Origin of the sequence: Algibacter sp. Ld11 (assembly GCF_045066735.1) — a bacterium.
Classification (GTDB): domain Bacteria; phylum Bacteroidota; class Bacteroidia; order Flavobacteriales; family Flavobacteriaceae; genus Algibacter.
Genome location: NZ_JBISHH010000025.1, coordinates 543,401 through 558,489, shown reverse-complemented (window position 1 = coordinate 558,489; position 15,089 = coordinate 543,401). Strand labels below are relative to the sequence as shown.

Annotated in this window: 18 protein-coding genes; 13 read left to right on the top strand and 5 right to left on the bottom strand. The window is 31.5% G+C overall.

Annotated features, from left to right (window positions below; all coding sequences use genetic code 11):
* Nucleotides 1–40 precede the first annotated feature (40 nt).
* Nucleotides 41–451 carry a Holliday junction resolvase RuvX gene (gene ruvX, locus ACJJV4_RS16060; protein WP_405296282.1) on the bottom strand — a complete coding sequence of 137 codons (411 nt, stop codon included), beginning with the start codon at nt 449–451 and terminating at the stop codon, nt 41–43.
* 106 nt (nt 452–557) lie between these two features.
* Nucleotides 558–857 (bottom strand): hypothetical protein, encoded by a 300-nt coding sequence (locus ACJJV4_RS16055; RefSeq protein ID WP_405296280.1) that lies wholly within the window; start codon nt 855–857, stop codon nt 558–560.
* A gap of 331 nt (nt 858–1,188) precedes the next feature.
* Here ACJJV4_RS16055 and ACJJV4_RS16050 point away from each other — a divergent pair, with 331 nt between their 5' ends.
* Nucleotides 1,189–2,004, top strand: a complete 816-nt coding sequence (locus ACJJV4_RS16050) for a 2,3,4,5-tetrahydropyridine-2,6-dicarboxylate N-succinyltransferase (RefSeq protein ID WP_405296278.1) — start codon at nt 1,189–1,191, stop codon at nt 2,002–2,004.
* 168 nt (nt 2,005–2,172) lie between these two features.
* Nucleotides 2,173–3,036 (top strand): ATP-grasp fold amidoligase family protein, encoded by an 864-nt coding sequence (locus ACJJV4_RS16045; protein ID WP_405296276.1) that lies wholly within the window; start codon nt 2,173–2,175, stop codon nt 3,034–3,036.
* Here ACJJV4_RS16045 and ACJJV4_RS16040 read toward each other — a convergent pair.
* Complete coding sequence (locus tag ACJJV4_RS16040; protein ID WP_405296274.1) at nt 3,029–3,850, bottom strand: glycosyltransferase family 2 protein; 822 nt, start codon at nt 3,848–3,850, stop codon at nt 3,029–3,031. The genes ACJJV4_RS16045 and ACJJV4_RS16040 overlap by 8 nt on opposite strands.
* Before the next feature lie 117 nt (nt 3,851–3,967).
* On the opposite strand from ACJJV4_RS16040, the gene ACJJV4_RS16035 reads away from it, so the two are divergent.
* Nucleotides 3,968–4,807 (top strand): glycosyl transferase, encoded by an 840-nt coding sequence (locus ACJJV4_RS16035; RefSeq protein ID WP_405296272.1) that lies wholly within the window; start codon nt 3,968–3,970, stop codon nt 4,805–4,807.
* Between the two features lie 11 nt (nt 4,808–4,818).
* On the top strand, nt 4,819–5,586 hold the full coding sequence (locus ACJJV4_RS16030) for a glycosyltransferase family 2 protein (protein WP_405296270.1): 768 nt from the start codon (nt 4,819–4,821) through the stop codon (nt 5,584–5,586).
* Here ACJJV4_RS16030 and ACJJV4_RS16025 read toward each other — a convergent pair.
* Nucleotides 5,576–6,328 (bottom strand): lipopolysaccharide kinase InaA family protein, encoded by a 753-nt coding sequence (locus ACJJV4_RS16025; protein ID WP_405296268.1) that lies wholly within the window; start codon nt 6,326–6,328, stop codon nt 5,576–5,578. The two genes, ACJJV4_RS16030 and ACJJV4_RS16025, sit on opposite strands and share 11 nt — an antisense overlap.
* A gap of 78 nt (nt 6,329–6,406) precedes the next feature.
* On the opposite strand from ACJJV4_RS16025, the gene ACJJV4_RS16020 reads away from it, so the two are divergent.
* The 9 genes from ACJJV4_RS16020 (at nt 6,407) to ACJJV4_RS15980 (ending at nt 13,929) form a co-directional block, all read left to right on the top strand.
* Nucleotides 6,407–6,967, top strand: coding sequence for an L-threonylcarbamoyladenylate synthase (locus ACJJV4_RS16020; RefSeq protein WP_405296266.1), 561 nt, complete (start codon nt 6,407–6,409; stop codon nt 6,965–6,967).
* Nucleotides 6,968–7,062: 95 nt separating this feature from the next.
* Nucleotides 7,063–8,472: a CCA tRNA nucleotidyltransferase gene (locus tag ACJJV4_RS16015; protein WP_405296264.1), complete on the top strand. Its 1,410-nt coding sequence runs from the start codon at nt 7,063–7,065 to the stop codon at nt 8,470–8,472.
* A gap of 36 nt (nt 8,473–8,508) precedes the next feature.
* On the top strand, nt 8,509–9,525 hold the full coding sequence (locus ACJJV4_RS16010) for a COX15/CtaA family protein (RefSeq protein WP_405296262.1): 1,017 nt from the start codon (nt 8,509–8,511) through the stop codon (nt 9,523–9,525).
* 38 nt (nt 9,526–9,563) lie between these two features.
* A complete protein-coding gene (locus ACJJV4_RS16005; RefSeq protein WP_405296260.1) occupies nt 9,564–10,076 on the top strand; it encodes an IS1096 element passenger TnpR family protein in 513 nt (170 codons plus the stop codon).
* 41 nt (nt 10,077–10,117) lie between these two features.
* Nucleotides 10,118–10,582 carry a hypothetical protein gene (locus ACJJV4_RS16000; protein WP_405296258.1) on the top strand — a complete coding sequence of 155 codons (465 nt, stop codon included), beginning with the start codon at nt 10,118–10,120 and terminating at the stop codon, nt 10,580–10,582.
* Between the two features lie 232 nt (nt 10,583–10,814).
* Nucleotides 10,815–12,287 carry a potassium/proton antiporter gene (locus ACJJV4_RS15995; RefSeq protein WP_405296256.1) on the top strand — a complete coding sequence of 491 codons (1,473 nt, stop codon included), beginning with the start codon at nt 10,815–10,817 and terminating at the stop codon, nt 12,285–12,287.
* A complete protein-coding gene (locus ACJJV4_RS15990; RefSeq protein ID WP_405296254.1) occupies nt 12,288–12,668 on the top strand; it encodes a hypothetical protein in 381 nt (126 codons plus the stop codon).
* Nucleotides 12,669–12,778: 110 nt separating this feature from the next.
* Nucleotides 12,779–13,240 (top strand): hypothetical protein, encoded by a 462-nt coding sequence (locus tag ACJJV4_RS15985; protein WP_405296252.1) that lies wholly within the window; start codon nt 12,779–12,781, stop codon nt 13,238–13,240.
* Between the two features lie 266 nt (nt 13,241–13,506).
* The gene (locus tag ACJJV4_RS15980) at nt 13,507–13,929 is read left to right on the top strand and encodes a T9SS type A sorting domain-containing protein (RefSeq protein WP_405296250.1); all 423 of its coding nucleotides are present in this window, start codon (nt 13,507–13,509) and stop codon (nt 13,927–13,929) included.
* Between the two features lie 125 nt (nt 13,930–14,054).
* On the opposite strand, the gene ACJJV4_RS15975 is transcribed toward ACJJV4_RS15980, so the two are convergent.
* Nucleotides 14,055–15,089: an ATP-grasp domain-containing protein gene (locus tag ACJJV4_RS15975; RefSeq protein WP_405296248.1), complete on the bottom strand. Its 1,035-nt coding sequence runs from the start codon at nt 15,087–15,089 to the stop codon at nt 14,055–14,057.

Here is a 15,089-nt window from a genome sequence, read left to right as displayed (position 1 = left end):
TTAAAGACTAAGCATAATCTATCAAACCAGATTTTACCAATTATTTAGAATACAAGTAACTCTGTAAAATAAGGGTGGCACTAATTTCGTCTACCAAAGCTTTATTTTTTCTTTGATTTTTTTTCAAACCACTATCAATCATGGTTTGGAAAGCCATTTTAGATGTAAAACGCTCATCAACTCGCTTTACAGGAATATTAGGAAAATGCTTTTCTAAGGTACTTAAAAACTTTAAAATATAGACTTCGCTCTCTGATGCCGTATTATCCATTTGTTTAGGCTCACCTACCAAAAATAATTCTACTCGCTCTTTGGATACATACGTTTTCAAAAAACTAAAAATTTCTTTAGTGTTTACTGTAGTAAGTCCGGATGCAATAATTTGTAACTCATCGGTAATTGCAATTCCGGTTCGTTTAGTGCCATAATCTATTGCTAAAATGCGTGCCATAAATAAATTTTGTACAAAAATAGTTTATTAATAGTATAGAAACTGCTTAAAAACAAAAAAGGCTATCTTTTCAGATAACCTTTAATATATTATGTTTATGTTTTAATTAAGCTTTTACTCTTTTCTCTATAGTAGGAAACAATAAACCAATATTGCTAATGTTTCTTTCTCTGTTTAGGTAACTTCTAATATCGCTTGTAGTACGCGCTAAAATAGCTTGAAATTCTACAGCATCAATTAATTTACTTTCTTGCTCAACAGTTTTAACTGTATCTAGTTTTGAATCTTCTTCAACAGAAACAATTTCATTGGTTTTTACAATAACATTTTCGTTGTTCGTACTTTGAGCATTACCAACAGAAACTGTAAGAAGTAAAATTAATAATATGATAAAATTTGTTTTCATGTTTGTTATAATCGTTTGATGAGACAAATATACAGAGCAACAACATGTTGAAAACAATATATTAGTTGTAACCACACAGATTTTCGTTTACTAGAAAATCGGAGGAATTTCAACGTTTAACTGTCGAAATGAATATTTTTAACGACTAAAAACATACATGAGAAATATTTTATCGATAACAGGATTTAAAAAATAGACAAACAGCATATTTAGGTATATAAATGTGATACATTTTAACCCAAGTTTAACGGCTAAAACCTCAATATTATATTTTAATAGTTACTGTAAATTAGTTGATACCTATTATATTTGCGAAAAATAAAACACAAAAATGACACAATTACAAGAAATCATAGAAAAAGCTTGGGAAAATAGAGACCTTTTAAATGAAGAAGCAACTACAACAGCCATTAGAAAAGTTGTTGACTTATTAGATGCAGGTGAATTGCGCGTTGCAGAACCTATTGAAGGTGGATGGCAAGTTAACGAGTGGGTTAAAAAAGCCGTAGTTTTATATTTCCCAATTCAAAAAATGGAAACTATAGAATGTGGACCATTAGAATTTCATGATAAAATTCCATTAAAAACAGGTTATGCTGCAAAAGGTATTCGTGTAGTACCTCATGCAGTTGCTAGACATGGTGCTTATATTTCGGCTGGAACTATTTTAATGCCAAGTTACGTAAACATTGGTGCTTATGTAGACGAAGGAACTATGGTAGATACTTGGGCAACCGTTGGAAGTTGTGCTCAAATTGGTAAAAACGTTCACCTTTCTGGTGGTGTTGGTATTGGTGGTGTTTTAGAGCCATTACAAGCCGCTCCAGTAATTATAGAAGATAATGCCTTTATTGGTAGCCGTTGTATTGTTGTAGAGGGTGTGCGTGTAGAAACAGAAGCTGTTTTAGGTGCTGGTGTAACTTTAACCATGAGTACAAAAATTATTGATGTAACTGGCGATAAACCTGTTGAATATAAAGGTGTTGTTCCTGCTCGTTCGGTAGTAATACCAGGTAGTTATGCTAAAGAATTCCCTGCTGGAACTTACAATGTACCATGTGCTATTATTATTGGCAAACGTAAAGAAAGTACAAACAAAAAAACATCGCTTAACGATGCTTTAAGAGAGCATAGTGTAGCTGTATAAGTTTAGCATATAAAATCTATTATGTAGAGGTCTCATTTTACTTTTTAAAAATAAAATGAGACCTTTATTTTTTAAAATAGTAAATTAGGCCCCACATTTATCGAAACTGATAACTTATATTTTTCTATGAATATTTTTAAGAAAAGCCTTTACGGAATTATTAAGAAAATGAAATTTCTACCTGCTGATGTATATATGAAATTTTATTACGAATATTATTCGGATAAAAAGTTAAATTTAGATAATCCGGTAGAGTTTAATCAAAAAATTTCATGGTTAAAAGTCTATTACCACCCTCCTATTCTAACACAACTAGTTGACAAGTATTCAGTTCGTGAATACGTCAAAGAAAAAATTGGAGAAAAATATTTAAACGATTTAATTGAGGTTTACGATAGTGCTTCTAAGGTAGATTTTACAAAACTCCCTAACCAATTTGTAATTAAAGGCGTACATGGGTTTCATTTTAATCTTATTGTAAAAGATAAAGCCAAACTTAATGAAAAGCGAGCACGGTACCTCATGAATAAATGGATGAGAAAAAATCAATATTATCGCGGTGGTTTAGAATGGGCTTATAAAAACGTGCAACCCAGACTAATTGCTGAAAAGTTTTTATCCGAAACTGATAAAGATGTTCTTAACGATTATAAATTTTTCTGTTTTAATGGTGTCCCTAAATTCGTTCAAATTGATATAGAACGAGGAATCAATGATCAACGGGCTTTTTACGATTTAGAATGGAACAAACTCGAGTTTTATAATAAAGAAAATAAAACTTACGAAGGTGCTATTGAAAAACCAGTGAATTTTGATGATATGGTTACTGTTGCTAAAAAACTAGCAGACAAATTTCCTTTTGTACGTGTGGATTTATATTCAGTAAATAATAAAACTATTTTCGGAGAAATGACTTTTTATCCATCTGACGCAAGAAAAGATTTTCATCCTAAAGAATACGACATTATATTAGGTGATTACATAAAGCTACCAAAATTAGATACCAATAAAAAAGAGATTGTTACTATTTAATATCCTTTTCAATACCAAAGGCCGTCCTTTTTAACTTGTTCTGCTTTGTTGTTGCACGAATAGCTAAATTTTTATTTATAGATTCAGGCGTTTTATAACCACGTTTATGGTCTAAATGCACGCATACAGCACTGTAACGAATTTGCTTTGGCTTTATACCATAATTTACTAAACGCTCTCCCAATTCGCGATCTTGTCCTCCATATTGCATACGCTCGTCAAAACCATTAATGGCAACAATATCTTTTTTCCACCCCGAAGCATTATGACCGTTCCAACTAGGTTTTGTAGGTGTTATTGTATTTAACAATGTAGACTTAAAACCTCTAGCATTTAACTTATTATTTTTGAAAGATGATTTTAAACCATTTGCTTTAAGCCATTTCACATCAAAACAATTTCCAGAAAGCACATCATTTTCATCAATTTTCACAGAAATATCCATTGGCAACATGAAGTAACCTCCTGATAAAAAGTAACCCGCTTCTTTTTGGGTAGCGTGTATTTCCATAAAATCGGCTCTTGGTATACAATCGCCATCACTCATAACTATATATTCACTTTTACACGCAACAACAGCCTTGTTAAGAATTCTAGATTTCTGAAAACCATCATCTTCTTGCCAAACATGATTAATGTCTAACTTATATTCACTCCTAAAAGCATCGATTAAAGTTTTGGTTTTGGGTCCAGAACCATCGTCTGCAATAACAATTTCAAAATCTTTAAAAGTCTGGCAGCTATAACCCCAAAGTACTTTTTCTAACCAAGCCTCTGCATTATAAGTACTTATTATTACGGATAGTTTCGACATTGTTTTAAATTAAATCTATAGTTATTACAAAAGGCAAAGTAACAAAACATGAGGTAATATTAAAAAGAATAGACACTAAGTATTTACTATATTTGCGTCTTTATTTATTTTTAGTCTATGAAAATTGTTAAAGAACTTCCTAAATCTATATGGCACAGCATTTTTTTACACTTTGCATCGCCATCTTTTTTAGTGAAAGATAAAGAAACTTTACCCCTTATTGTTTCATTAACATCCATTCCTTCTCGTTTTAACACCCTTCATTTAGTTATTAAAAGTTTGTTTAATCAATCGCATTTGCCAACAAAAATAATTTTATGGTTGCATGAAGATTTAAAAAATAATTTACCAAAATCAATAGAGAGGTTACAATCGTCTTTATTCGAAATAAAATATTCACCATTAACGTGTTCTCATAAAAAACTAATACATACTTTAAAAAACTATCCAGATTCAATAATTATAACATGCGACGATGACTTAATTTATGATAAAAATCTTGTTAAAAATTTATATGAAGAACACTTAAAGTTTCCTAAAGATGTTATTGCCAATAGAGCCAATCAAATAAAATTTGATGAAGATAAAGGCTATCGTCCGTTTAACCAATGGAAATTTAAAGATGTTGAGATGGACATGAGGGCCTTATGCCCAATAGGAGCTTGGGGAATTCTATACCCTCCACATAGTTTACATAATGATATATTTAATGAAGATTTATTTTTAAAACTTACACCTAAAGCCGATGATTTATGGTTTAAGGCTATGGCTATTTTAAATGGTACATTAGCTAGACAAGCTACAAATTTACCAAACGAACCCATACCTATAATAGGCACACAAAAAGTAGCTTTAAAAAAAGAAAATATTTCTAAAAACAAAAATGATTTACAGTGGGAAGCTTTATCAAAACATTACAACTTATACAACGTAATTAAAGCAAAAACCACCAAATAAAGTGTTTTAATTTGAAGAAAGACAATAAAATATCGGCATTATTAATAACCTTTAATGAGGTAAACCACATTGATGCTGTAATTGAAAATATTGATTTTGCAGATGAAATTATTGTTATAGACTCCTTTAGTAATGATGGTACTTTTGAAAAACTTCAATCCTTAAAACACGTAAAAACCATTCAAAGAGCTTTTAATAATTTTGCCGATCAACGAAATTATGCACTAGAGCAAGCAAAGCACGATTGGGTTCTATTTATTGATGCCGATGAGCGTATTACTGAAAAACTAAAACAAGAAATTCTAGAAGAAACATCTCATCCCGACGGCAAAGTAGCTTTTATGGTAAAGCGTCTTTACTATTTCAAACAAAAAAGAATTCGTTTTAGTGGCTTTCAAACCGATACAACCTATCGCTTATTTCAAAACGGAACGGTACAATATAATGAAAACAAAATTGTACACGAAATGCCTGAAATTATTGGCGACAGCAAGCTATTAAAAAACAACATGCTTCATTTTTGCTTTAACAGTTCGGCGCATTATAAATCTAAAATGGAGCATTATGCCAAACTAAAAGCTTTGGAGCTTTTTAATAAAGGTAAAAAGGCAAACCTATATCATCTCTATATCCGCCCAATAATAAAATTTATTACCAATTATATTTTTAGGTTGGGCATTTTAGATGGAAAAGAAGGCTTTCAAATTTGCTATCTAAGTGCTTACGGTGTAAATTACAGATATCAAGAACTTAAAAAACTCTGGAAACTTAAAGTTTAAGTTTCTTTTTAAGTGCTTTTTTTCGAGTAAATTTAGCTCTAAATGTTTCAACTTCTTTCCACATGGCATTAAAAACGGTATCATAATCCTTAGCAATACACTTAGCATATTCATCGCTCATTACCTCTACCATTTGCTTATACTTAGTAAGTCTTGCAAAGTTTTTCATTCGAGTTTCAAAATCTAATTCACCGAAATTCATTCGATTTAAATCTACTAAATAGAAATCGTAACCATCGCCTTTCTTCTTAATTAAAGTATTTCCGGGAGAATGATCTAAAAAGTGAACACCCTTTTCGTGTAAATTAAAAGTAAACCTTGTAAAGGCACGAAGTATATTATCGTAATCTGGATAATTAAAATCATGAATAAGCTCGCGATAAGTTAAATCGCAATCTAACTGCTCACTGATGTAAAAGCTATTTTTGAATAATAAAGGTGTTTTATATTCAAAATAGGCCAATGGTTTCGGAGTACCAACTTGCAATTCCATAAGTTTTTCAGCATATTCAAAAGAGCGCTGTGCTTTACTTTTTCTAAAAAAACTGTAAACCACTTGGTTAATAATGTTCGGTACTTTAAACGATTTTATATTTAAAGCTACATTATCTATTTTTGAGATTTTTATAGTATTTCGCTCGCCCTCACCACCAGCAATAGCATCGAAGTTATCCACAAGCTTCTCGAGCTTTACTCTAAAAGCGCTTTCTACATTTTTATTAAATACTTTAACTTCTTTCATGTTATAAAATAAACCAACTGAACATCAATTTGAATTTCTGTTGTAAATTTGCAAGACTGCAAATATAAGGTTCAAAACATGAATGAAGAAATAAATAAAGCCATACAGATTTTAAAACAAGGAGGCCTAATACTCTACCCTACCGATACCGTTTGGGGAATAGGCTGCGATGCCACAAACCCTGAAGCTGTAAAAAAGGTGTATAAATTAAAACAACGCGAAGATAGCAAAGCCCTAATTTGCTTAGTTACAGATGATAGAATGCTAAAAAAGTACGTTAAAAACATTCCCGAAGCTGCGTTAAGCATTATTGATGTTGCCGATAAACCAACCACAATTATTTACGACGATGCCCAAAATTTAGCTCCTAATTTAATTGCTGAAGATGGCTCGATTGCTATTAGAATTCCGGACGATGAATTTTGCTACCAATTAAGTAGACGATTAAATGGTGCTTTGGTATCTACCTCTGCAAATATTAGTGGTTTTCCATCTCCAAAATCCTTTAAAGAAATAGCGCCAGAGGTTTTAAAAGGTGTCGACTATGTTGTAAATTTGCAACGCGAAAAAATATGCGCAAATCCGTCGTCTATCATAAAATTAAGTAACAGTGGTGTTGTAAAAATTATACGTCAGTAATTTTTAACCACGAATTCTAAATTACCACGGCAAATTTTTAAGATTAGTAACTATTCAGGATTTACAAAATTCGTGAATTAGTGCCAAAATATAGTATGAATTATAAAGAAGCATTAACAAACCCAATTTTCAAAATCATCTCACAATCTGCCAAAGAATTAAATTTGGATAGCTATGTGATTGGTGGTTTTGTACGCGATTTTATTTTAAAACGAGGCAGTGCTAAAGATATCGATGTGGTTGCCATAGGTGATGGTATTAAATTAGCAAAACAAGTCGCTAAGAATTTGCCAAACAAACCAAAAGTACAGGTATTTAAAACTTACGGTACAGCCATGCTTCGTTATGAAGACATTGAAATTGAATTTGTTGGCGCCCGCAAAGAATCTTACACAGAAGACAGTAGAAACCCATCGGTAGAAAACGGCTCACTGCAAGACGACCAAAACCGTCGCGATTTTACGATAAACGCTTTGGCCTTAAATTTAAGTGAAACTAACTTCGGCGATTTACTAGACCCATTTGGTGGCATTGATGATTTAAACAATCAAATAATCCGTACACCACTAAACCCAGATATTACTTATAGTGATGATCCATTGCGTATGATGCGTGCCATTAGGTTTGCTACACAATTAGAGTTTACTATTGAAGAAAAATCACTGCAGGCTATTACAGGTAATTGTAATAGAATTGAAATAATAACCAAAGAACGTATTGTTACAGAATTAAACAAAATTTTGGAAAGCAAAACACCTTCTATTGGTTTTTTATTACTAGAAAAAACAAAACTACTGCAGTACATTTTACCAGAAATAACAGCATTAAAAGGTATTGATGAAGTAGAAGGTCAGCGCCATAAGGACAACTTTTATCACACCTTAGAAGTTGTAGATAACATTGCAAAAAATACAGATAACGTTTGGTTACGCTGGGCTGCATTATTACACGATATAGGCAAAGCTCCAACAAAACGTTTTAGTAAAAAAGTGGGTTGGACCTTTCATGCTCATGAGTTTGAAGGCTCTAAAATGGTATATCATTTATTTAAAAGGCTAAAAATGCCATTAAATGATAAAATGAAGTTTGTACAGAAAATGGTATTCATGAGCTCTAGACCAATTGTGCTAGCTCAAGAGGTTACAGACTCGGCCGTACGTCGATTAGTGTTCGATGCTGGAGATTACGTAGAAGATTTAATGACACTTTGTGAAGCCGATATTACCACAAAAAACCCTAAAAAATTTAATAAATATCATAACAATTTTAAAATTGTAAGAGACAAAATTGTAGAAGTTGAGCAGCGCGACCAAGTACGTAATTTTCAACCGCCAGTTTCTGGCGAAGAAATTATGAAAGCCTTTAACATGAAACCATCTCGAGAAATTGGTATTATAAAAGATTTTATAAAAGAAGCTATTTTAGAAGGCGATATTCCTAATGAATATGATGCAGCTTACCAACTCATGCTGAAGAAAGGAGAAGCTCTTGGTTTAAAAAAATAGATATTCAATATATTAACACCTAACGTATAGGAAAAAATGAAAAAAGACAACAAAAAAGTAATTTACTGGCTAATTACGGGATGTATCTTAATATTCATTATGGTCATTGTTGGCGGTATTACAAGGCTTACGCATTCCGGGTTATCAATTTCTAGTTATAAATTAATTTCTGGAACCATACCTCCTATGGATGATGTGGAATGGACCGAAGCTTTCGATCTTTACAAACAATACCCAGAATACCAAAAACTCAATAATCATTTTTCATTAGAAGATTTTAAAGATATCTACTTCTGGGAGTGGCTACACCGCGTAATAGGTAGGTTTATCGGCTTGGTGTTTCTAATACCATTTCTGTACTTTTTAATCACAAAACAATTTACTAAACCCACTCTAAAAAAAGCCATTATACTTTTAATCATGGGTGGCTTTCAGGGTTTTCTGGGTTGGTACATGGTTAAAAGTGGTTTAATCGATAACCCAGACGTTAGTCATTACAGACTCGCGATGCATTTAACAACTGCTTTTCTAACATTTGCTTATACGTTTTGGGTGGCCTTAGATTTAATGTTTCCTATTAAAAAAACCGTTAATAAGGGCTTTCGTAATTTTATTAGAATCGCATTGGCTGTTTTGGTTTTACAAATTATTTATGGTGCCTTTGTTGCTGGTTTAGATGCCGGATTTATACACAACCATTGGCCATTAATGAGTGATGGCAAATTTATGCACGAAACCGTATATATTGAACAAAATCCGCTTTATAAAAACTTTATAGAAGGTAAAAGTGGTGTGCAATTTGTACATAGAATGTTAGCATATGTTGTTGCTTTTCTGCTTGTATCAGTTTGGTATAAAGCAAGAAAAATGGAAACTACGCCATACCAAAGTAAAGCAACCAAAAGCCTTTTAATTATGGTAGGTATCCAATTTTTATTAGGTGTATTAACCATTATTTATCAGGTTCCAGTTTGGTTAGGTGTTGCCCATCAGGTAGGTGCGTTTTTCCTTTTAAGTATTACAACATTTACTTTACACCGTTTCAGTAAATAATTAGAAAAAGACTTACCTTTGCACCATATTTTTTTACAATGATTTATAGATTTAGAGTAATACTTGATAACGATACAGACGAAGATGTGTTCCGCGATTTAGAAATTCGTGAAGATGATACACTCGAAGATTTACACAATATTATCACACAATCTTTTGGGTTTGATGGTAGCGAAATGGCATCTTTTTACCGCAGTGACGACCAATGGAATCAAGGTGAAGAAATATCTTTGTTCGATTTAAGCGATGATGGCTCGGCACGTTTAATGAATGAAACAGCTATTAACGATGTTACTTTCGAAATGCAAACAAAACTGATTTATGTTTATGATTTTTTAAGCATGTGGACGTTTTATGTTGAATTAGCTGAAATTGTTGAAGAAGCAGAAGGATCAGATTACCCTAATTTAATGTTTGTACAGGGCCAAGTACCCGACGATGCTCCAGATAGAGTTTTTAAAGCCGAAAACGATGATGATTTTAATGAGTTTGATGATGAATTAGATCTTGATGATTACGAAGATTTAGACTTTGATGAAAACTGGAACTAAGCATTAAACGAAACTATAAATTGCCTTTGTACAAATAATCGGTGACAGAAAATCGTCCTTTTACAAGTTTGATTGCGGAATCAATAAGTAAACTTACTACAGGAAAAGTTAAGTTTGTTGAGCAACAAAATAATTGGACCATTAAAGTAAAAGGCTCTTGGGACAAAAAATGGTTATTAATCGCCGTAGAATCTCGTAAAATAGATTTAAAATCTCATTTCTCACCTTGTAAATTAAAGCAAGCCCCCTTATTAAGTTTTTTAACAAGAAGTAGTGCTTTTAACTTCTATGGAGAAAAAAGCAAATACTCCGAATTACTTTTAGAAAGTCCTGAAACTAAACATTTAATGTCAAGTAAAAAGAGTTGTATTAAACTTGATAATAATACCTTAATTTTTGGAGGCATGATACGTAAAAAGGACACAAAGAGTTTATCAAATATTTTCACTCTAATAGAAGATTTACAAGGCAAAATTGATAATTTACAGCGTAAAACTTCCGCATAGACCATCAGATATTTTCTTTTATTCTGAAAATTAAGTTTATAAATTACTATAAACGGTTAAGACCTATAAATTCAATTTAATTTTGAATAAAAAATCAGATAAAATTTAATTGTAAATCACTAATATACAATACTTATAACGTTTTATATTTTTATTAAAACAAATAAATTATTGTATTGTTTTGATATGTAAAAAAACTAAATTTGTCTTGTCTTAATCAGACGTAAAAAAAATGAATTTAACCATAGAAAACATATTATTAGTTGGCTCTCTATTACTTTTTATAAGTATTGTAGTTGGTAAAACCTCATACAAATTTGGAGTTCCTACATTAATTCTCTTTTTAACTATCGGGATGTTAGCAGGCTCCGATGGTATTGGAGGCATCCGTTTTAGTGATTCTAAAATGGCTCAGTTTATTGGTATTGTTTCGCTTAACTTCATTTTATTTTCTGGTGGACTAGACACCAACTGGAAAGCTGTAAAACCTATTTTAAAAGAAGGCCTCGTTTTATCTACGCTCGGTGTTTTACTCACAGCAGTTTCGTTAGGTACATTTGTTTGGTTTGTAACAGATTTTACCATTTTTGAAAGTATGCTACTAGGTTCTATTGTTTCATCTACAGATGCGGCAGCAGTTTTTTCAATTTTACGTTCAAAAAACTTAGCTTTAAAAAACAATTTACGTCCAACTTTAGAACTAGAAAGCGGAAGTAACGACCCCATGGCTTATGTACTTACTCTAACTTTTTTAACGTTAGTTACAAGTCAAGATGAAAGTCTTTGGAAAATAATTTTAATGTTTTTTCAGCAAATGATTTTTGGTGGTGTGGCTGGTTTTGCTTTTGGGAAATTGAGCAAAATAATCATCAACAAAATCAAATTGGGGTTCGAGGGGCTTTACCCTGTTTTGGTTATCGCTTTAATGTTTATTACATTTTCGGCAACCGATCTTTTTGGTGGTAACGGATTTCTTGCTATTTATATATGTTCTGTTTATTTAGGTAATCAAGATTTAATACATAAATCGACTATTTTAAAAATGTTCGATGGTATTGCATGGCTTATGCAAATTGTACTATTCCTTACCTTAGGTTTGCTTGTTTTTCCTTCGCAAATCATCCCATATATGGGCATTGGTTTACTAATTTCAGTATTCTTGATTCTTGTTGCAAGACCAATTAGTGTGTTTCTAAGCTTAATGTTTTTTAAAATGAAACTTAGAAGACGTTTTTACATTTCATGGGTTGGTTTACGAGGTGCTGTTCCTATTGTGTTTGCCACTTATCCGCTTTTAGCGGGAATCGATAAGGCCAATATGATTTTTAATATTGTATTCTTTATATCGGTAACATCTATTTTAATTCAAGGCACTACTCTTTCTATTATTGCGAAATGGCTAAATGTAGCATTGCCCGAAGAAGTTAAACCTATTGCCGAAAATGACAGGTATATTTTGAATTTACCAAAATCGGAAATGGAAGAAGTAAGCATAAACCCCGGAAGTTTTGCTGTAGAAAAACGAATTATAGACTTGCATTTTCCGAGATCTGCTTTTATAGTCATGATTAAGCGAAACAAAAAATTTGTACGTCCTGGAGGCTCAACAGTTATTGAGGCTAATGATACTCTAGTCCTTTTATTAGATAATGAGGAGAGTTTAAAAGAAGTAAATACCATTCTAAATCAAACTCCAATTACTTAAATGAAAAATTGGAATAGCATATTAGGCGTTTTTCTGCTGGTTTCAGTATACTGTTTCGGTGTATATACTCCATCACAAACGTTACCTTACTCTAGTTTACATAACTTAGAGCAAAGTAACAGTAGCACGCATAAAGAAAACTTAGAAGCCAACTCTAAGTTATTGCAACCACATACGCAGCAATTCGAAAACTTAGTTTCGGATTTAGCCGAGGTTTCTTTTCCAGAGTTACAACTATCTTACAATAGTTTTTATGCTGTTATTTTCTCGAACCATATATTGTTTAATGCTAAGTTTAAACAGTATCAAAATTATTTAAAAAATATTCTGATTAGGCAAAGAAAGTCTGATCTTATTTTTCCTTTCCACAATTTTTGGTAGTACACTTTAATCAAATGCATCGCTTAGATGATTGAAATTAAAGTATTAATATGTTGCGAAGTACCGCTTCATACAGAAATTATATTATCAAAATTTAAAATATTATCAAAATGGAATTAGGAACAACCCTTATCGGAATTATATGCGTTGCAATTTGTGCAATGCCATTTGTATTAACTAACAGAAGCAAAAAAGCGATTGTTAAACATCAATTAATCGTGCTAAAAGATTTAGCAACCCAACATAACAACACCATTACGCAAAACGAAATAAACAGCTTCTATGCCATCGGTATAGATGACACTAAAAAATCTGTTTCGTTTATTTTTAAAGGAGAAACAGAAGTATCTCAGTTATTCGTAGACCTTTCTAAAATAAAACACTGTGAGATTGTTAATGTAATAAAAGCTAAACACATAGATAAACTTTACCTAAAGCTTAGCCCAATCGATAAAACAAAAGAAGATGTAATTTTAGAATTTTTTAATGCAGAAGTGAGCTATCAGTTAGGAGAAGAGCTACAGTCCGTAAAAAAATGGAATGAAATTATCAATAATTTACTAAAAAAATAAGTTAATAAACCAACTATAAGGAATAGCGAATTGGAGTAAGCAGCTTCGCATTATGTTGATATTTTACCTAACTACACACTCGTAATATTCGCTATTTCTTAATTTCATAATTAACCTATATTTCTTACACAACAAACATTTTAAGAAAACAAAACACAGACTAAATACATTTTTAAACGATAATCGTGTTAATTTTTATTAAACCAAAAGCAATTTTCCTAAAAAATGAATAAATTTGTTGTATATTAAACTACAAAACAGTTTTTATGAGGCAAATCTACACTATAACTCTTATTTTATTCTTTGGTGTCCTCAACTTAAACGCGCAAATAGCAACATCTGAGGAGGAAACGGAGAATATAACTAGCACTTTACTCGAAAATAAAGATGATGTTAGTGAAGGCTACGCGACCGCCAAACCTTATGAAGTAAATAAAGAGAAACTTTCTACCAAATCCAATCTCACAGTTAAACCAGGTATAAACATATCTCCAAACCCTTCGAGCCATTTTATTCAAATTTCAGGTTTACAAAAAACCGAGCAGTACCAAATTTATAATATTTTGGGTAAGCAAATAGCTAAAGGTATTATTTCAAACAACGAAACTATTAATATAGAAAATCTAAAAAAGGGTATGTATTTATTAAAAATTAATAATGTGAGTTCTAGAAAATTTTTAAAGGAATAAATAAAACTTGCCACTAACTCTAGTGCTAAACCAAAAAATCTTAGGTAAATTAATTTATCTAAGATTTTTTTTATTTTTAATGTTGTTAATAATATAACCAACTATTTCTGTTTCTAATTTTATAATTATACAGGGGCTAAACCAGGAACATTTATTAACTTTTCATGTTTTGCGAATACCATAGACTCTTTATAGTTATTATATGCATCTACTGCATTTCCGCCTGTTATCCACTCAACATATATTGCTGCAGTATTTATACCTGCTTCATGAGAAAAAGGATAACCACCACCAAAACGTGGGTTTAACTCTAAAACATATACTTTATTTTCATCTACAAATACATCGCAATCTAAAGTACCTAAATGACGTAATTTTTCAGAAAGCACTTTGCCTGTATTACTAATTTCACTGTTTATTATAGATTTGGCTTTATCGGTTTCACCACATCTCATAGACAGTTTTTCTCGTGCAAAAGATCCAAAATAATTACCTTCAAAATCATTAATAATATCGATACCAAATTCCTTTCCTTTTAATTTTTCCTGAATTAAAATTGTGCTGTTAGGATCAACCAAACGCTCCATAATTGTAACCGTTCTCGAAAGTTTAATTTTTAATAATTGATAAGAAAGAATAAGTTCCTCCTTGCTTTCAACAATATCAACACCTATAGATGCACTTCCCCATCTTGGTTTTAAAACTAAAGGAAAGTTTAATTTATTGTGATCTAAATCAATTAAAGCATCATTTAGGTCTAAATATGTAAGTGGTGTTAATATACTATTAGAAATTAAAAACTGATAGGTTTTCCATTTATCGAAAGCCGTATCGATAACAAACTCATTAGATATAATAACTTTAGTGCCAATAGACTCGAACTCATCTTTATGTTTTGATAAAATTGGCAACTCTAAATCGTTTAGAGAGATTAAAGCATCTACTTTATGTGAAATACAAATATCTTTTAATGATTTGATGTAGTTATCTGAAAAAATACTAGGTACAGTTAAATAGATATCGGCATCGATTAAAGCAGAAGCGTGAGCATCCATATCTACAGCTAAAATAGACCCTTGCCCTCGTAAGGCCTCTTTAAAATATTTAATAAGATAATTTCTTCGACCTGCACAAGTGAATAATATATTGGTTTGGGGCAT